The 19,922-nt window shown below is 43.1% G+C and carries 14 protein-coding genes; 4 read left to right on the top strand and 10 right to left on the bottom strand.

What is annotated here, in order from left to right; all coding sequences use genetic code 11:
- The first annotated feature begins 374 nt into the window (after positions 1 to 374).
- Together Q4519_RS09300 and pyk are read left to right on the top strand one after the other, a co-directional pair.
- Positions 375 to 1,229 carry a MurR/RpiR family transcriptional regulator gene (locus Q4519_RS09300; RefSeq protein WP_232800506.1) on the top strand — a complete coding sequence of 285 codons (855 nt, stop codon included), beginning with the start codon at positions 375 to 377 and terminating at the stop codon, positions 1,227 to 1,229.
- Positions 1,230 to 1,320: 91 nt separating this feature from the next.
- Complete coding sequence (pyk, locus tag Q4519_RS09305) at positions 1,321 to 2,757, top strand: pyruvate kinase (RefSeq protein WP_232800505.1); 1,437 nt, start codon at positions 1,321 to 1,323, stop codon at positions 2,755 to 2,757.
- 95 nt (positions 2,758 to 2,852) lie between these two features.
- Here pyk and Q4519_RS09310 read toward each other — a convergent pair whose 3' ends face one another.
- From Q4519_RS09310 to topA, 4 genes are all read right to left on the bottom strand, one after another.
- Positions 2,853 to 5,126 (bottom strand): acyl-CoA dehydrogenase, encoded by a 2,274-nt coding sequence (locus Q4519_RS09310; RefSeq protein WP_303511760.1) that lies wholly within the window; start codon positions 5,124 to 5,126, stop codon positions 2,853 to 2,855.
- Positions 5,127 to 5,364: 238 nt separating this feature from the next.
- A complete protein-coding gene (gene glgC / locus Q4519_RS09315) occupies positions 5,365 to 6,684 on the bottom strand; it encodes a glucose-1-phosphate adenylyltransferase (protein WP_232800503.1) in 1,320 nt (439 codons plus the stop codon).
- Positions 6,685 to 7,067: 383 nt separating this feature from the next.
- Positions 7,068 to 7,571 (bottom strand): hypothetical protein, encoded by a 504-nt coding sequence (locus Q4519_RS09320; protein ID WP_232800502.1) that lies wholly within the window; start codon positions 7,569 to 7,571, stop codon positions 7,068 to 7,070.
- Positions 7,572 to 7,754: 183 nt separating this feature from the next.
- Positions 7,755 to 10,400, bottom strand: a complete 2,646-nt coding sequence (gene topA / locus Q4519_RS09325) for a type I DNA topoisomerase (protein ID WP_303511762.1) — start codon at positions 10,398 to 10,400, stop codon at positions 7,755 to 7,757.
- 301 nt (positions 10,401 to 10,701) lie between these two features.
- Here topA and astB point away from each other — a divergent pair, with 301 nt between their 5' ends.
- Positions 10,702 to 12,027 (top strand): N-succinylarginine dihydrolase, encoded by a 1,326-nt coding sequence (gene astB / locus Q4519_RS09330; RefSeq protein ID WP_303511764.1) that lies wholly within the window; start codon positions 10,702 to 10,704, stop codon positions 12,025 to 12,027.
- Positions 12,028 to 12,034: 7 nt separating this feature from the next.
- On the opposite strand, the gene Q4519_RS09335 is transcribed toward astB, so the two are convergent.
- From Q4519_RS09335 to Q4519_RS09345, 3 genes are all read right to left on the bottom strand, one after another.
- Positions 12,035 to 13,216, bottom strand: a complete 1,182-nt coding sequence (locus tag Q4519_RS09335) for a methyltransferase (RefSeq protein WP_303511766.1) — start codon at positions 13,214 to 13,216, stop codon at positions 12,035 to 12,037.
- Positions 13,217 to 13,306: 90 nt separating this feature from the next.
- A complete protein-coding gene (pfkA, locus tag Q4519_RS09340; protein ID WP_232800498.1) occupies positions 13,307 to 14,269 on the bottom strand; it encodes a 6-phosphofructokinase in 963 nt (320 codons plus the stop codon).
- Between the two features lie 926 nt (positions 14,270 to 15,195).
- Entirely contained in the window at positions 15,196 to 16,062 is an 867-nt protein-coding gene (locus Q4519_RS09345; protein ID WP_232800497.1) for an META domain-containing protein, read from the bottom strand.
- Positions 16,063 to 16,253: 191 nt separating this feature from the next.
- Between Q4519_RS09345 and Q4519_RS09350 the strand changes: the two genes are divergently transcribed.
- Complete coding sequence (locus Q4519_RS09350; protein WP_303511769.1) at positions 16,254 to 16,895, top strand: hypothetical protein; 642 nt, start codon at positions 16,254 to 16,256, stop codon at positions 16,893 to 16,895.
- 236 nt (positions 16,896 to 17,131) lie between these two features.
- On the opposite strand, the gene Q4519_RS09355 is transcribed toward Q4519_RS09350, so the two are convergent.
- The 3 genes from Q4519_RS09355 to Q4519_RS09365 all read right to left on the bottom strand — a co-directional run bounded on the left by Q4519_RS09355 (position 17,132) and on the right by Q4519_RS09365 (position 19,765).
- Positions 17,132 to 17,812 carry a DNA-3-methyladenine glycosylase I gene (locus Q4519_RS09355; RefSeq protein WP_303511771.1) on the bottom strand — a complete coding sequence of 227 codons (681 nt, stop codon included), beginning with the start codon at positions 17,810 to 17,812 and terminating at the stop codon, positions 17,132 to 17,134.
- 23 nt (positions 17,813 to 17,835) lie between these two features.
- A complete protein-coding gene (locus Q4519_RS09360) occupies positions 17,836 to 19,413 on the bottom strand; it encodes a phospholipase D family protein (protein WP_303511772.1) in 1,578 nt (525 codons plus the stop codon).
- A 190-nt stretch (positions 19,414 to 19,603) separates the two neighbouring features.
- A complete protein-coding gene (locus Q4519_RS09365; RefSeq protein ID WP_303511773.1) occupies positions 19,604 to 19,765 on the bottom strand; it encodes a hypothetical protein in 162 nt (53 codons plus the stop codon).
- Positions 19,766 to 19,922: the final 157 nt, after the last annotated feature.

The raw sequence follows: 19,922 nt of genomic DNA on the forward strand, positions 1-19,922 counted from the left end.
GGTGTGATATCAATTTTACCCAACTAAATTAGTTATAAAGTTACAACACTTTCGATCGTTAACAAACCAAAGATCGAAATACACTTAAACGTCTAAATACTGGGCTCAAATCTAGTAATTATGCAAAATTTGACAACAATGACCCCTTGTTTTTGTAACAAAACAACATTTTAAGTGGCAAAAATGGTTTCTATTACTGTAATCTGTAGCCTTATTACAGTATTTCTGAAATTTTTTTAGACTCGTATCATAGTTTTGCGAGATAAGAAACGTATTAAGAGCACCTTTTCAGTATAGTTGGGCAATAAACTTTAAGTACTTGTACAGCGTATCCGCTGATTCAAGTTAGTATGGTAGCAGCAGGTAACAGAGCAATGAATACACTCGAAAAGATCCAAAAAAGTCTCGATAGCTTCAGTAAATCTGAACGCAAAGTTGCTGAAGTGATCTTGGCATCGCCTCAAACCGCCATTCACTCAAGTATTGCTGCTTTAGCTAAGATGGCAGACGTCAGTGAACCAACTGTAAACCGTTTTTGTCGCCGTTTAGACACCAAAGGTTTCCCTGATTTTAAATTACATTTAGCGCAAAGCTTGGCTAATGGCACGCCTTACGTAAACCGTCATGTTGATGAAGATGATGGCCCAGATGCTTATACATCGAAAATTTTTGAATCCTCGATGGCCTGTTTAGACGCAGCAAAAAATTCTTTAGACATTGCAACGGTGAATCGAGCGGTTGACGTATTAACTCAGGCAAATAAGATTTCTTTTTTTGGTTTGGGTGCTTCCTCTTCTGTCGCCCATGATGCACTGAACAAGTTTTTTCGCTTTAACATTCCCGTGCAGTGCTTTGATGATATATTAATGCAACGCATGAGCTGTATTAATAGTGGTGAGGGCGATGTAATAGTGTTGATTTCTCATACTGGTCGCACCAAATCATTGGTAGAAATAGCCAGTTTGGCCCGTGAAAACGATGCGACGGTGATCAGCTTAACAGCGAAAGACTCTCCCCTAGCACGAGAATCAAACCTAGTGTTATCGATGGATGTCCCCGAGGACACCGATATATATATGCCAATGGCATCACGCCTAGCCCAGTTAGTACTGGTGGATGTATTAGCGACCGGCTTCACCCTGCGCCGTGGTATTAAGTTCAGAGAGAACTTGAAAAAAGTAAAAGAGAGCATTAAAGACTCTCGCTTTGAAAAACCAAGTTTTAACTAAGGGCTCTGATGAGCCCTTTTTTTTGCTTTCTATTTGTCATTTGCTACCCAGCAAGCTGGCGTAGCCTAAGTTTAAAACATGGAGTTATAACATGACCAGACGTACCAAAATTGTTACCACCCTTGGCCCAGCAACCGACAGAGATAATAATTTAGAAAAGATTATTGCCGCTGGTGCAAATGTGGTGCGAATGAACTTTTCCCATGGCAGTCCAGAAGACCATGTTAAACGCGCACAAGAAGTGCGTGATATTGCGAAAAAGTATCAAAAACAAGTGGCAATTTTGGGCGACTTGCAAGGCCCTAAAATTCGTATTTCGACCTTCAAAGACAAAAAGATTAACTTAGCAGTAGGCGACTTATTTTGTTTAGATAGCGACTTCCCTAAAGGTGAAGGCAACCAAGAAAAGGTTGGCTTGGATTATAAAGAACTGCCTAAAGACGTGGTACCAGGTGATATCTTACTCCTTGATGATGGCCGTGTGCAGTTGCAAGTAGAAAGTGTTAACGGTAACTGTGTTAACACTAAAGTAACCATTGGTGGTGCTTTATCAAATAATAAAGGCATTAATAAAAAAGGTGGTGGATTAAGCGCTGCAGCCTTGACTGAAAAAGACAAACTAGACATTAAAACCGCGGCGTTGATTGATGTTGATTACTTAGCCGTTTCGTTTCCACGTAATGGTGAAGACATGCGCTATGCCCGCCAACTGGCTAAAGAAGCGGGTTGTAACGCCAAACTGGTCGCCAAGGTTGAGCGCGCAGAAGCCGTTGCTACCGATGAAGCTCTAGAAGACATTATCATGGCCTCTGACGCTGTGATGGTTGCTCGTGGTGATTTAGGGGTTGAAATTGGTGATGCGAACCTAGTGGGTGTGCAGAAAAAAATGATCCGCATGACGCGTAAATTAAACCGTGTGGTGATCACCGCAACACAAATGATGGAGTCAATGATCAGCGCCCCCATGCCAACCCGTGCCGAAGTGATGGACGTCGCAAACGCAGTATTAGATGGCACGGATGCGGTCATGTTGTCAGGTGAAACAGCGGCGGGAGACTTTCCTGTAGAAACGGTGAAAGCCATGGCTGAGGTGTGTATTGGCGCCGAAGCGCACCCCAGTATCAATGTGTCGAATCATCGCATGAATTATACCTTTTCTTCCATTGAAGAGACGATTGCGATGTCGACCATGTATGCTGCGAACCACATGAAAGGGGTTAAAGCGATTGTCGCATTAACTGAATCAGGCTCTACGCCACGTTTAATGTCACGAATCAGCTCCGGCTTACCGATTTACGCCCTATCACGCAATCAAAAAACACTCAGTTTATGTGCTTTGTACCGCGGGGTAACGCCAATAGAATTTTGTAGCGGCGACACGGTGGCCAGTATAGAGATAAATAAACAAGCCATAGATAAATTAAAAGCCGAGGGATACTTAGATACAGGCGATCAAGTGTTATTCACCCATGGTGATCTGTACAACAAAGGCTGTACCAATACCTGCAAAATTTTAACGGTCGAATAATACTGAATTAAGCTAACCTACTGCTAGCCCACTTAATTTTTAGTTAAGTGGGCTTTTTGTATATCATATTTTCGTGGTTATATTTGCTATACAAATTACAGCTTATCAAACACATCAACCGCGACAGCTTTATCTATTAAAGCCAGAGAGGTGACTAACAATTCGAACTCGTGCGCATTAATAATCCCTAACGCTAGGCCTTGCGCAATGTTGTCCGCCATGGTCTCACCAGCGATGGTTTTATCTTTAATAGCCTTAATAAGTTTACGCTCTGCATCTAGTGCCGCCAAGCGGGCTTTAAAGCTTCGCTCGACAATGCCTGTCGCATCATTTTCGTCATCACCGATGTAACACAAATGCGTTATAGCGTCACGCAGTTCACAATCCGACATCATGGTCTGGCATATCTCTTGAGCAAGTTGATCCGATGGCAAACGATAATTAATGCCCCAAGGAAACAGCACTGTTTTTAAAACACGACTGATCCAAGGCTGACTAAAATTGTCAAAAAAGCCATCAAATGCCTGACCAATTTGATACAAATTATATTGTATGTTGTAGTGAACAAAAGGGATATCGCTACTAGGCGAGCCACGGTCATGAAACCATTTCAGGCTAGCAGAAGCCAAATATAAATGACTTAGCACATCACCTAAACGAGCCGAAATCATTTCCTTACGCTTTAAATCACCACCTAAAACCAACATAGAAACATCCGCCGTTAGGGCAAGAGCTCGGCTCATTCTCGTGAGCTGGCGATAGTATGTGGCCATTTTATTGTTAACTGGCGCGCCAATTAGTTTGCCCGCAGTTAAACCTTGCCAAGCCCCCATTAAGCTATTACCCATAGCAAAACCAATGTGCTTAATTAGCACTTGATCAAACTTGGCTAAACCAACTTGTGGATCGGGCTCCGCTGCAGCGGCTAACTCTGATAAAACATAAGGGTGACAGCGAGTGGCTCCTTGACCAAAAATCATTAAACTGCGCGTTAAGATATTCGCGCCCTCTACCGTGATCGCTATTGGAATTCCTAAGTATGCGTGGCCTAAGTAATTTTGCGGCCCCAATTGAATTGCCTTACCGGCATGTATATCCATTGCATCGCTGAGCAGTGTGCGGCCCATTTCTGTCATGTGGTACTTTGCAATGGCCGTAACAATAGCGGGTCGCTGCCCCATGTCGAGCGCTGTGGTCGTTAAGGTACGAGCGGCCTCCAGTTGATAGGTAAACGCACCAATACGCGCCATATTCCCTTGTACGCCTTCAAACTTACCAATCGGCAAGCCGAATTGGTGCCTAACAAGTGCATAAGCACCAGTCATACGCGTGGACAAATGGCCACACGCCGCGCCTAATGCGGGCAATGAAATCCCCCGTCCTGCCGACAAACACTCCACCAACATACGCCAACCTTTACCGGCATATTGCTGACCACCAATGATCCAATCCATTGGGATAAACACATTCTGACCTTGAGTCGTGCCATTTTGAAACGCCAGCCCCATCGGGTAATGACGCTGACCAATAATGACACCTGGATGGTCGGTCGGAATCAAAGCACAGGTAATTCCTAGGGCTTTGGTTTCCCCTATCAAGCCATCAGGATCATATAATTTAAACGCTAAACCAAGCACACTGGCAACGGGGGCAAGGGTGATATACCGCTTGTCCCAGGTTAAACTTATGCCTAAAACTTGCTCGCCTTGATAATCGCCGTAGCAAATAATACCTTTATCAGGAATGCTACCCGCATCGGATCCCGCATTTGGGCCGGTTAGCGCAAAACAAGGCACCTCTTCACCTTTCGCTAGCCTTGGTAGCCAGTATTTTTTTTGCTCTAAGGTGCCGTAATGACTTAACAGTTCACCCGGACCGAGAGAGTTTGGCACCATTACCGTTACCGCTACCGACAAACTTCTGCTAGCAATTTTACTGACAATGGTTGAATTGGCTAAAGCTGAAAAACCTTTACCACCAAACTCAGGGTCAATGATTAGCGCAAAGAAACCTTCTTTACGAAGATATTGCCAGACAGCTTCTGGTAGCTTGTGGTCTTGCTGTACTATTTGATAATCATCAACCATGGCAAGCAGTGTATTCACTTGGTTGTCGAGAAAGCGTTGCTCTTGTTCGGTTAATTTGGCTTGCGTGTAGCCATGTAGACGCTGCCAGTCAGGCTTACCGGCAAACAATTCACCATCCCACCATACGCTTCCTGCTTTCATTGCTTCTTGTTCGGTCGCAGAAAGGGGCGGCAAGATTTTTTTAAAATAGCCGAATATTGGCCCCGAGATAAGCACCTGACGCACAGGTGCGAAAACAAAAATAATGACTAAACAGACTAATAAGAGTAACAAGATTTCCATACAACCCCCCAAACCAATGCAAATGACAATGGCGACATTTACCTAATCGCGTTAGGTGTGTTCAATCAAGGCTAGATAACAATCTCCATACTGTAAATATACGCCAGAGATGTAAAGTGAGTGCAGATGAAAGTGGAAATGATTAATTATTACTGATATGTCAGCAAGTTATTAATAAGCCACCTAAAGTCGATTGACCTTTTTGATAGTATAGGTGGCCTATTTTAGTTTGCTTAACTTAATGTGTAAGTTGTGATGAAGCAAGCCAAGTGCTGCTTAAGTGATTATTTGAACTTGAATGTATCGCTTCAGGCTTTCCCGTCAGCATTTCAGGAGTAACAAGCAAAATACCTTTGTCTGACACGCAATACTTTTTCTGATCCTGTACAGGATCATACCCAATCACTGTCCCAGAGGGTACTTGACAGCCTTCTGCTAATATCGCGCCCCTTATTTTACAATCACGACCAACGTTGACCGATGGCAGTAAGATGCAACCGTCAAGTTGGCTTCTTTTCTCTACTCTAACGCGTGAAAATAGCAGAGAATTTTTAACTTTAGCACCAGAGATAATACAACCAGCTGACACCACTGAATCGACCGCTTCACCTCGGCATCCTTCATCATCAAACACAAACTTGGCACCCGGTAGCTGCTCTTGGCAAGTAAAAATAGGCCAGCGCTCATCATATAAATTTAACTCTGGACTCACGCTAACTAAATCCATATTGGCTTGATAATATTCATCAAGGTTGCCGACATCTTTCCAATAGTGCTGTATACCATCAGAAACCGAGTTAAACACATAGGCATACACGTTATGATGCTGTATCGCTTCAGGAATAATGTCATAACCGAAATCGTGTTTTGAATTATCGTTGTTTGCGTCCGCGATCAGCATTCGCTCTAAAACGTCAATATCAAAAATATAAATCCCCATTGAACATAAGGCGTGTTCATTATCTCCAGGAATGAGAAATGGCGAAGCCGGTTTTTCTTCAAAAGCGGTGATCCGCTGCGCCTCGTTAATTTGACAAACGCCAAAGGATTTAGCGCGCTCAACATCAGAGCAAATCGTCGCTACAGTAAGCTCTGCTCCTCGTCTGACATGCTCTGCAAGCATTAAGCTGTAGTCCATTTTATAGATATGATCCCCCCCCAAAATCAATACATGTTTACAGCCCTGTCGACGTAGCAAATCTAAATTTTGAAACACTGCATCGGCCGTACCTTTGTACCAATCATCGCCCTTTTGCTGCTGGGCAGGCACTATCCCTACATATTCGCCAAGCTCCCAGCGCATATGGCCCCAAGCTCGTTGTAAATGAAATACTAAGTCACAGGCTTTGTATTGAGTGAGAACATCCACACGACGAATGCCCGAGTTAATACAATTAGAGAGAGTAAAATCTATAATTCGGTATTTGCCGCCAAAAGGAATACCAGGTTTAGCTCGATTATGAGTAAGGTGTTTCAGGCGTTTGCCTTTACCTCCCGCAAGGACAATAGCAACGGTATCTCTCAGTTGAGCACTCGCTGCATAGGTAGCATTAAACATGACGCGCGATCTCCTAAAATGCGGTTTTATTGCATTTATATTTATTTTACATTAAGTCTATTAGGTATGAGCGACGGGTCAGATCCTGTCAAATATTTAGATGGTAATTTAACCAGTAAGCGACGGTTGTTTGACCAAAATCAAGGCGTGTATTTTTTATCTTTTTCACGCTGGCGCCAATTGAGAATTTGCACTATCAAGCCCGCTCGTGATACGAGAAAATACTGACTCACCTCAATTCTACTTAAACTTTATGTGGTCGAGTTCAAAGATGTTTATACGGCTAAATTCGTGTAAAGGGATAAAAACGTAAAGGGAATGGGAGTAGGTAATCCGATTTTTTAGTAAGTACCTGCTGCTTCACTTATCCATCAGCCAAAACGCTAACTCAGGCGGAATAACTTGAGATAACTGCTTAAAATGCCATCTTCAAATTCAACTGCCGAGTGAATGCCATTGTCATCACTGCCAACAATATCAAATTCGTAGAGATGTTTGTCAGCTTGAATGGCAACATTGACAACGCCATTGTTCAAGGTCCAGCGACCCGTTAACGTTGCGCGATCAAACAGCGCAATATCTCGAAGCGTACCATTGGCATAAAAATGCATTTCTGTGGTGTGGCCACTTGGGTTCGTTTTCACCCAAACAGTATTGACGATTTCATGCTTAATAAGAGGCCGTTTACTTTGTAACCAAAGTACATATTCCCCTTTGGTAGAGACATAGCTTTTCAATTCTTCATCAAAAGGCGAGCTGGTATTCCAAAACGGCGAAGTATGCCCTTCCACCTCACGAGAATAAAGTAAAATTTTCTTATCTAATTCAGACCATTGCTGCGCTAACATTGATGTATTCTCGCTATTAAAAATCAGTGAAGGAAGCATATTAAAGGTCCACTTATTTCTAACCTTTACCTTTAGGCTTGGTTAGCATGACCTCCTGATAGGATAGAAAATAGGCACGAAACTGCCGACTAAGATAAATAAACTGAGAGCCACAACAAAAAAAAAGCAGCCTATTTGGCTGCTTTTTCGATCTGTATCGAGTTTTTAATTCTGAGCTATCAATTAATCGTCAGTCTTTTTAGCCGCCGCCTTTTTCTTGGTCATCTCTTCAACCCACTTACCATCGATATACTTTGCCACCCAACCAGTAGGCTTTTTATCCACTTCTGTCATGACATACTGCTCTTTGGTTTTACGACTATAGCGAACTACCGCTGGCAAACCATCAGGGTCAGCTTGTGGGGCATGGGTTAAGTATTCAAATTTGGGTGACAATCTATCTTTAAATTGCACAAGCTCAGAGACTAAAGGAGCACGGGTTTCACGAGATTTAGGGAATGTACTTGCCGCTAAGAAAATACCTGACGCACCATCACGCAAAATAAAATAGGCATCGCTGTTCACACAAGGCAGTTCTGGTAAGTGCACTGGGTCTTCTTTTGGCGGCGCAACTTCACCACTTTTTAAGATCTTACGGGTGTTTTTACATTCTTCATTAGTACAACCCATGTATTTACCAAAACGGCCATTTTTCAACTGCATATCTGAGCCACACTTGTCACACTCAACAATCGGGCCGTCGTAGCCTTTTATCTTGAATTTGCCTTGCTCAACCTGATAGCCATCACATGATGGGTTATTACCACAAACATGTAATTTACGGGTCTCATCGATGAGGTAACTGTCCATTGCCGTACCGCATTTATCACAACGACGTTTAGCCATGAGCGCTTCAGTTTCAGCATCTTCACCTTCAGCAATGGCTTCTTCACCTGGGGTAAGGTTTATGGTGGTTTTACATCTTTCTTTTGGCGGTAAGTTATAACCCGAACAACCCAAGAAAACACCGGTACTGGCGGTGCGAATACCCATTTCACGGGCACAGGTTGGGCAACTAATGTCGGTGATCACCATTTCATTCGGTGGCATACCACCTTCTTCTTCTGGCTGCTCTGCGAGGGCTAATTTTTGGCTAAAGTCGCCATAAAATGAATCTAATAAATCTTTCCAGTTTTCCTCACCGTTAGCGACTTTGTCCAAATCACCTTCCATTTCAGCGGTAAAATCATAGCTCATCAATTTTTCAAAACTACCCACCAAACGGTCAGCAACGATTTCACCCATTTTTTCGGCATAAAAACGACGGCTTTCAACCTTAACGTAACCACGATCTTGGATCGTAGAAATAATACTGGCGTAAGTGGAGGGGCGACCGATGCCGCGCTTTTCTAACTCTTTAACTAAAGAGGCCTCGCTGTAACGCGCAGGTGGTTTAGTGAAGTGCTGTAATGGTTCCAGCTTCACTAAGTTGAGATTCTCACCCTTGTTAATATCCGGTAAATGCACATCTTCGCTGTTTTTTCGTACCGCTGTTTGCACCCGAGTCCAACCATCAAAACGTAAGATGCGACCCTTGGCTTTTAAGTGGTAATCACCTGCGGCAACAGTCAAGGTAGACGAATCGTATTTTGCCGGTACCATTTGACATGATACAAACTGACGCCAAATTAACTCATATAAGCGCTGTGCGTCACGGTCAAGGCCCTGAATATCATTTTGGGACACTGACACATCTGAAGGACGAATCGCTTCATGGGCTTCTTGAGCGCCTTCTTTGCTGCCATACTTGTTCGGCTGCTCCGGCAGGTATTTCTTACCGTAATTATCTTCTATATATTCACGCGCGGCATCAACGGCATCTTTACTCAAATTGGTTGAGTCGGTACGCATGTATGTGATGTAACCCGCTTCGTATAAGCGCTGGGCTAACATCATGGTTTTCTTTACACCAAAGCTTAAACGTGTACTCGCTGCTTGTTGCAGCGTTGAAGTAATAAATGGCGCTGAAGGTTTGCTGGTAGTGGGCCTGTCTTCACGGCTCAGCAGACTAAATTTACTGCCTTGTAATTCACTGACTGCCGACATGGCTTGAGTTTCGTTGGTTGGCTTAAATGCAGCCCCTTGGTATTTAGCCACTTCCATGCGTAACTCGTCACCTTTAGGGGTGGTCAGGTCAGCATGTAAATCCCAAAACTCTTCTGGGTTAAAAGCCTTAATTTCGCGCTCTTTGTCTACTACAAGGCGTACAGCAACAGATTGTACTCGGCCTGCTGATAAACCTCGCGCGACTTTTTTCCATAACAGAGGCGATGCCATGTAACCCACTACACGGTCAAGAAAGCGACGTGTTTGCTGGGCATTTACACGGTCGATGTTCAGCTCGCTTGGTTGGCTAAATGCTTCTTGAATTGCAGATTTAGTGATTTCGTTAAACACAACGCGTTGATATCTGTCGTCTTCGCCGCCGAGAACTTCGCGCAGATGCCACGCTATTGCTTCTCCTTCGCGGTCCAAATCCGTTGCGAGATAAACCATATCGGCTTTATCTGCGAGCGATTTCAACTCATTAACTACTTTCTCTTTGCCCGGTAGAATTTCATAGTGAGCTTCCCAATCTTTATTAGGGTCGATGCCCATGCGAGCAACTAACGCTGCATAATCTTTGGTTTTTTTCAGTGCAGCCTTTTCTTCAGCTGACAAACCTGCCGTAGAGGTTTTAGCTTTAGCGGTCGTTTTTTTGGCGCTGCCACTGGTTGGCAGATCTCGAATATGCCCGACGCTCGACTTAACAACAAAATCCTTCCCTAGGTATTTGTTGATCGTTTTCGCTTTGGCTGGTGATTCCACAATAACTAGCGATTTGCCCATAAATTCAGCTTAACTCTGGTAATGAAAATTAAAAAATGGCCGCAAGTACTCTACCTGTACTACGTTCGACACTTATATAGATTGCCTATAACTGCTGTAAGATCAACTGTCATTTCTATTTATAATTCAGCAGCGGATTGTAGCCACGAGACCACGCATTGCAACCCTCTAAATATGAAAATGCGTTGGAATACCGCTTTATGTCAAGAAAAAAATATTTTTTCTTTTATCAATCGGTTCGCATTTTATTCCTTTATTACACTAAATTTAGAACTAAGACGAGCCTAAAAAGCGATGCCTAATGAAGACAGTTGAAATGAATTTTGATGGCCTAATTGGGCCAACCCATAACTATGCTGGACTGGCTTTTGGCAACCTTGCCTCAACGGCAGCAGCGCAGCATACTTCAAGTCCAAAGCAAGGGGCATTACAGGGTTTAGAAAAGATGCGACTACTGCATCAACTGGGCGTACCACAAGGCATTTTACCGCCATTGCAACGGCCGTATTTCCCGACCTTAAAGCAGCTCGGTTTTAGTGGCACAAAATCAAATATAATCAAGCAAGTAGCCAATACAAACCCCACTTTACTGGCAAGCTGTTATTCCGCCTCAAGTATGTGGGTTGCCAACGCCGCCACCGTGTCTGCCAGTCAAGATTGCCAAGATGGTAAATTACACTTCACACCGGCTAATTTAATCAGCCAATTTCATCGCTCTATCGAACCTCATGACACCGCCGCAATGCTAAAAGCCGTTTTTGCCCATACCGACTATTTTGTGCACCACCCAGCCCTGCCACCTCACCCCGACTGGGCCGATGAAGGAGCGGCAAATCACACCCGATTGAGTTTGAATAATCAGCAAATGGGCCTTAACATTTTTGTCTACGGTCAAGCTAAAAGCACAACATTAACACCGCATATATTTCCTGCTCGGCAACGGTTGGAAGCCAGCCAGATAATTGCTCAATCACACGGATTAACTCCTCAGCGAACCTTATTTTTGCAACAATCTCCCCAAGCTATTGACCAAGGAGTATTTCATAACGATGTTATCTGTGTTGGCCACAAAAATTGCTTATTTTATCATCAACACGCATTCGCCGATGAAACGCTATTATTGCCCTTTTTAACCAAGCACTCAGCGCAACAAAACTGGCAACTTATCAGGGTACTAGAGTCTGAAGTTAGCATAAAAAATGCAGTCGAAAGTTATTTATTTAATAGCCAAATTGTGACGACAAAAGACAATAAAGTAGCTTTGATCGCGCCGCAAAACTGCGCAAGAAACAAACAAGTATCGGCGTATTTAATTGCTTTAACTCAATCTGATAGTGCTATTGATGAGGTCCATTTTGTCGATTTAGATCAAAGTATGAATAACGGTGGCGGGCCAGCTTGCTTACGCTTAAGAGTATGTGTAACAGAAGATGAATTAGCAGCTATTAACCCTGCTTGTCATTTTAATTTAGATCGATACGAGGCCCTGAAAGAGTGTATTGAGCGCACTTATCCAGACCGTCTTACTTCTCGCGACTTAGGCGATCCAGCACTACTTAAAACTACGCAAGCTGCACTAACCGAAGTTGGTAAAATATTAGGCGTGTCAGAACTTTACCAATTTTAAATGAAAATTAATTGGCCAAGTGCGCTTTTATTAGCAAGTTTCTAGGGGTAATTGAAAAATCGCAAAAGCGCATAACGTCAACTTGGTAACCAGCCTCTTGCAAAAACAAAGCACGATCGAGAATAAGCCAATATTCGAGTGGTTTACGAAAGCGCTGCCTCACTAACTCCATACGCGCTAAACCTTGGCGCTGTGTTTCGCCCAATGCCAGTGAATCCAGCAACAAACTAGCATCAAAGGGGATGGATTTTTCTGCACATGCCCAGCGACAAAAATCTTCATAGCTATGTGTTAGCAAAGACTTCGCAAAATTTGGCAATGGAGTATAAACCTGCTTTTCGGTCACTAAGCTCACATAATGAGAAAAGCTTAAGCGCCAAAGTAACTCAGTGTCACGCAGCCGCTGCCCCCTAGCGCCTGTGGTAACGATTTGTTGTAGCGGAAGTTTTAGATCTAATTTACTTAAGGTTAGCTGTTGCTGCTGCGCTAATTGGCTCATGCCGGTGTATTGTTCATCTCGAATCAAATGATAACAACAAGGGCATACCAGCACAGCTGGCACTTTTTGCTGTTTAGCCATGAATAACAATTGCATATGTAACTGGCCGCAAGCATGTAATGCCATCACACCGCACTGCTGATGAACGTAATTACTGACATCATCTTGAAGCACGTCAGCATGAATAAAGTTTTGTTGGCAATGGTGTTGCTCAGCCAAGCGTTGACCACTCTCACAAAGGCTCTGTTGCCACTCTATTGAACTCACTTGATGAACGGGTCCAAACAATGCTGCGCGCCCTAGGTGGCCTTTACCGGCACACCACTCTAGCCAATGGTTAGGCGACGACGGTAACTGAGCCGTAAACGCGGTTATTTGTGATAGCTTACGCCCTTTAATGCCGTTAGTAAGCCAAAAAGGTAATGCATTCGTCACGGGTGCGGGGGTGGATAACCAGTCATCCTGAAGAGCAACAAGATCAGGTAAAAAAGGGGCTATCCAATTTTCAGCTTGGTCATCATTATTAAGCAACAGGTTTAAGCTTGCCGGTGGTAACGCAAATAACGCATCCCCTAATTCACGGTATGTGTGCAGCCAAGGCGGTGTGGAATGTGCAAAAGGGACATATTGCCACAAGGCACAATAGCGTTTTAAAACCGCACTGAGCCGCTCAAAATGGTTACTAAGCAAGAAGATCCCCGAGATAAAATGACAAACACAAAAAAGCCAGTGATCAAACTCGAACACTGGCTTTTTATCAAACGCGATTTACGCTAACAATTAGAATAAACGATTTGATAAATCATACAAGTCTTGACGGAATGGGCGACGCATAGTGGTCAAACATTCAATAATGTTATGATGCACCAGCTGGCCTTTTTGAATACCCACACAGCGAGCACTCTCACCTTTTAACAAAAGCTCTACTGCATAGCTACCCATACGGCTTGCTTGTACGCGATCCCATGCGTTAGGCGCACCACCGCGCTGAATGTGGCCTAAAATAGTGGCACGTGTTTCACGGCCTGTTGTCTTCTCGATGCGCTTGGCCATTGCGTTCACGTCGGTCATTAGCTCAGTGATCGCGATAATAGCGTGTTTTTTTCCTTTGGCTTCACCGTCTTGAATTTGCTTGAGAAGCTCATCTTCATCAAAATCTACTTCAGGTACTATGATGTATTCCGAGCCGCCTGCAACCGATGCCCATAATGCTAAGTCACCACAATGGCGACCCATGATTTCAACAATTGAAATACGGTTGTGAGAAGAAGAGGTATCACGTAAACGATCTATCGCATCAACCACAGTGTCTAGTGCAGTCATAAAACCGATAGTGTAGTCCGTACCTGAAATATCGTTGTCGATGGTGCCCGGCAAACCGATACAAGGAAAGCCCATTTCACTTAGTTTCATCGCGCCCATGTATGAGCCATCGCCGCCGATCACTACGAGCGCTTCGATGCCATGCTTTTCAAGGTTTTTGATCGCTTCTTTACGGATACTTTCTTCTTTAAATTCAGGGAAACGAGCTGAGCCTAATACAGTACCACCGCGGTTGATTACATCAGATACATCATGACGGCCCATAGGTTTGATTTTGTCATGATATAAACCGTAGTAGCCACCGTAAATACCAAATACTTCCATGCCTTCTGATAAACCAGCTCTTACCACAGCGCGTACCGCTGCATTCATACCTGGAGCATCGCCACCACTGGTTAGTACGCCTATTTTTTTAATCACTTGCTACCTCGACCAATTTAAATCAAAATTTTCCTAACAGCCCGATAATTTTATCCAGCTGCTACCTGCATTCTTGGAGTCTCTCACTCTCTTCAATTCACATCAGGAGAAAACCTCCTTAGTGTACCTATTTTTTTGTTTATTGTAGTTAGTAGATCAATATAAATTTCAGTTCTCACCTATTTTATGGCTAATCAAAGCAAAATTTTTGTTAAAGAACCTACTGATAACGAACTTTGGCTCATTATGATGTAATAAATCCACTTTTTCTTTGTTCTTTCGCAAAAACATCGCGCCATAATCAGCCTTTTTAGCCATTAAGGGTAGATAATGATAAAAAAACACTACATGAGTAATTGAAGCTCTCCTGCCCTGCCAGAGGATCTCAGACCGAGATAAAGCGCACACTCTGTTGAAATAAATGTGGTTAATAAGTGAAAACCCTACTTGCAGATGGAACTAATAAAGCAGATAGTTGTCAAACTCGTTGGATCTAGCATTTAACTCCGTCTTATTGCGGTATAAAGCAGGCTAACTGAGTATATTCACTAGATTGTCATTTTTTTGCCCCATAACTGTCATTTTTTCAGGGCAAGTTAAGAAGCTAAATTAAACAAACAATAAAGAAAGAAGAGAGAATTATATTATGCAAAACAAAAAACGAAACCTACGTAACCGACACCTTTGGTTCAGTTTATGGAATCCAAAGCAACAAGACCTACCACACTTATGTGACGGTCAACAAAGACCTATTCGAAACAGCGGTCGTTAATACCACTGTCCGCCCGACTAATGATTAACCGAATATAAGTAACAACATTTATCACTCGCCACATGGCAGTATCAGCAGTCACGGTTAATCAATAAGAAAAGCCCAACGGTTAATCCTTTGGGCTTTTTTGTTTCAACTAGGTTACGAGTGTAACTTAGTTCATGTAACGCGATTCAAAAGATACGACAGCTTCACCATCGCTATTATTCAGTGTTAGTGTTTCACCTTCAATGGTAAAGCTAACCACGTTAGCCATTGCATTTAAATAAGCTTGCTCCTGCTCCATCCCGTTAACACACATTTTGCGAGTACCCGCTAACGGTGTCAGGGTGACTTGACTACCCTTCACTTCATAATTTCCCATAAAGTTGTTACAGCCCGAAAATCCCCGAACTTGGTTTTCTTGAGTCATAAACTGCACAAACATTTCCCGCGCACCTTCAAAGGACGGCACGTCTTGCTTGCCTATTTTCATTAGTTTCCAATAAGTATTGGTAAACTCAGCGGCCACCGCCGTTTGTTCAACTTGCTTCACAATTATCTCAAATGGTTGCTTGGCTTCGTTAGCGAAAGGATCTAAATGTTCTGTTGATGTATACAACAGATTTTCATTCAATTTGATCGTTGCTCGAAGGCTATAACGATGGTTGTCTTTGATTTCATTTAAGTCATAATCAAGTACTAAGGCATAAGGAGGGCCGCCCTGAGCTTTCATTGATTGCTGCGCCAAAATATCTGATTTGCTATCTGCTTTTGACACATCCAGCAGGCTTACCTCAACAACTGCGCCCGGCTCTAACATGCTTCGATCTAAATAAAGAACTTGTATCGCAAGCGGTTTCATTTGGGTTGCCTTTGTTGATGTGCTTTCTTTGGTTGTGCCCTGCTGCGCTTCGCTTGTACCCACGCTTACAGCAGCTATGTCTGCTGGGTTGGTGTCAGCCTTTTCATTACATCCTTGCAAAAAACTTGCTGAAAGTAATACAGATGACGCCACAATTATGGTGTTTACCTTATTCATTGACACTCCTTCAGAGGAAATGGTTATCGCGAGTTATGTCACTTATCATGATGATTTGCCGTTATTAAGTGAAATAAAGAATTGTCATAGTAATTATGAATGACAACGTTAACCCATTATTACTTTGCATAAGTAGTAAATAATGCTGTACTTGCGTCGCAAATTTAATTCGACCAAAGAGATCTTAATTGATGACTGACCATGCTGCTATCGACGTGCCCTTTTCCTTTCGCCATCAATGCTGGTTTTGCGCTGAGCCGAGTAAGCAAAGTTTAAACTTCCCTTTACATGAAGATGAAATCGCCCTTTGTGAGCACATACCGCTACAGCTACCGTGCTGCCCTGAGTGCTTGAGCATCGCTAAGCAACATAAATGGTCCACTACCCATTTCGACATGTTCAGATCAAAGCTTAAAAAAGCCTTGGCCCTACGCTATAAAAAGCATTTAGACATAGGTAACAATTGGACCAAAGAAGAGCTAGAGCAAAGTGAATTTAACGGCAAAGCCTTTGAAGGCTTTAAAAAAAGCGCTTGGATGATGTTTGAAATTGCCCAAGGGAGAATGGAGTTTCAAGGTTGGCCCATTATCGTTAATGGCCTTGAAATAAGCGCCTTCACCCAACCAAGTTTTAGCTTTGATGGCGAAGAGTTTCCTCATTTAGAAGCCGCGGTTCAAGAATACGCCAAACGCTTCCAAATCAATCCTGCCTATCTCTCTGCTGTGGTTGATAAAATTGGCTCTACTCGGTTTTCAGCTGCAATTAGGCATTGCCGCATACACCCTCTCGACGAGCCAGAGGATTTAGCTTTATTGGTGAGTTTAGTAAATTAAATCAACCTCATTGCAGTGTCAAAAAACCTGGGCAAACGCATGAATATTTTTTGAGGGTTTAGTGGTATTTTCTTAGACGAATATCTGCGGCAAGGAGGCAGCAGTTAAGCCATCAACAGCTTTTGAGGGATGATTTCACGGCGTTTCGTATAAGAATATTCCACTTTGTTCGCTTTGTTGATTGTATTTTGTACACTCATGCGCTCGCCCTGTCAAAAAACCAACTCTGTCAATATTTATTGATAATTATCCCCCACTGAGTTGGCGATTATTTGGCTAAGCTGAGTATAAGACAAACCACTTTGCTGCTGCAGTTCGTTAAATGCCTGTTGACACTGTTGCAGACCTTTTTTACTTGTAGTGCCAACGTCTAACGCTCCTTGTGAGCGTAAATAGCCTTCGACATCTTTGGTTAAAATAAAAGTATCTACGCCAAGTTTACGCAAACTGTAGGCCGCAATATTACCACCAAGGCGGGCGCCATGTTGTTTTAAATAAAGCCAAAGTCCAGTCACGTCATTACTGGGCCAATGAGCAACAAAGTTTGCAAATGAGCCATGCTCCCTAGCCAACTCCAGAATCATTTGCGCATTTTGTGGCACTGTGACAATTTTTTGTCTAGCTCTCACGATCCGCGTATCTTGGCACAGTTTTTCAATATGCTGATCATTAAGCAGCACCATTTTTTCTGGTGCAAAACCAAAGAAGGCCTCCTCAAAACCAGGCCATTTGTTACGCACAACCGACCAAACGAAACCAGATTGAAAAATAGTTTGCGTAAACGCTGCGAGAAAGCGGTCATCACGGATATTCTCCACCTCTTCAGCTGACAACGCACAGGAGAGCAATTTGCTTAGGCAAACCTCTCCTCCTTTGCGCTGGCAAGCTCGTTGATATAATTGCTCAAACTTTTCCAATGTGTTCTCCTACCTTTTTTGCTTTATAGCAAGCTCTCGATGACAAATATCGACTGAATTTGGATCATAAAACGCTGCCAAAATCTTGTTTCGGGCTCATGATCTAAATAGATAATCTGGCTATCATTCGTCGTTTTCCAGCGTAATCTTTTGCCGGAGTTGGGCTTACCAACTAGCTCCACTTGATAAGCAAATTGATTGATATGAGTATCGATCTGATCTGCCAACTGTACCGATAGAGAAGCCGAATCTATCAACACACCCATTTCGGTATTATGCTTAACTGAACGCGGGTCAACGTTAAATGAACCAACAAATAACCACTGACGATCAACAATAAAGGATTTCGTGTGTAAACTCATATTGGAAGAGCCTATCCAACTGCGATTATTCTGATATTGCTGATTTAAAATTGCTTTAAATTCGTACAAGGATATACCTTGTTTAAGTAGTGCCTTGCGATAGCGCATATAACCCGCGTGAACCAAGGCGACATCATTTGATGACAATGAATTAGTAATAATGGTGACTGACACACCGCGTTGCACCAAATCACCAAGAAATGTAACGAAATCATCAGTTGGCACAAAGTAGGGAGAAATAATTAACACCTCAGAAGCCGCCGAGTTTAACAACTCAAGCAGTGCTGGCGTAATATGAGTTTGAGAATGTATTTCCCCTGCGGTGGCTTTATCCGGAGCATCAGCTAATAAGTCAGCTTTCGCCCAAACGAGCTTTTTTAGAATCTCATCCGATAGCTTAAATTGGGAAGACTGTGCGATGGCATGCAGATAAGGATTGTTTTTATCTAAACTGTTTTGTTGCTCAAAATCAGCGCGCACTTGCGCTTCTTGTTCTGCGGAGATCTGATCTGGGCTGATAAAAGCATCGATTTGCCAAGTTAGCTGGCTGTTCCAATACCTATCAAACATAGCGGATACGGCTGGAACAATACTTCCCATTGCTAATACATCTAGATCACTAAACTCAGCATGACTTTGCGCACCAAAATATTCATTACCAATATTACGCCCTCCCACAATGGTAAAGCTGTTATCAACTGTAAACGATTTGTTATGCATCCGATTATTGACACGACTTAAGTCGGTTAAAAAATCAAATGATTTGATACTTCGATTTGCAAAGGCATTGAATAAGCGAACTTCAATGTTGTGGTGCCGATTCAGCAAATGTATCCCGAGATCTTTTCCAGATGTGTCTAAGTCGTCAAGTAATAAACGCACCCGCACACCGCGATCTGCAGCGCTAAGCAACTCGCTAATAATAAGACGCCCAGTTAAATCATTCTTCCAGATGTAATATTGTAAATCTAATGAAACCTCAGCCGACCTAATTAAACCCACTCTAGCAACAAATGCATCCATGCCATCAGCGAGTAGGTAAAGCCCAGACAGATCTTGATGGGCTAATCGATAAGGCTCTGCTTGCTTCGCTAAAAACGAGTGTTGAGTATCAACTAAGGTATAACTCAGTTTCTTATTATCATTACTTGGTAAAGTCGCACAGCCCACCACAAGCAAATTAAGGATTAGCAGAGTAAAAATTTGAATAAAAGACCAAGACAAAAGCGTTCGAGCCATACAGGGTTACCTAACCATTAGCGTGCAAAAGATGATAAATCAATTTGGCACTATAAGGCAGGCTGATAGTTATGCAAGTGAGTATCGAAAGTATGCTTTGGAGTGATAGGCAACACTAGGGTCTATATATGAAACTTAAGGAGTAGTTTAAATCAATGGGGCTTAAGAGGTATGGGGTTTTGCTTACAACCTATTTTTTCTCTAACGGCACTTCGTTATCGTCGAAGTGGTGGGCGATACTGGACAAGTAACCTGTCCCCGCATTATAAATAGTGCGGTGCTCTCCCTTTAGAGTCTTCATTTTCTCTATCGGCACTTCGTTATCGTCGAAGTGGTGGGCGATACTGGGCAAGTAATCTGTCCCCGCATTATAAATAGTGCGGTGCTACCCTGTGGAGTTCTCATTTTTTCTATCGGCACTTCGTTATCGTCGAAGTGGTGGGCGATACTGGGCTTGAACCAGTGACCCCCGCCTTGTAAGGGCGGTGCTCTCCCAACTGAGCTAATCG

The sequence above is a fragment of the Motilimonas sp. 1_MG-2023 genome (assembly GCF_030547455.1).
Taxonomy (GTDB): domain Bacteria; phylum Pseudomonadota; class Gammaproteobacteria; order Enterobacterales; family CBDFNC01; genus Motilimonas.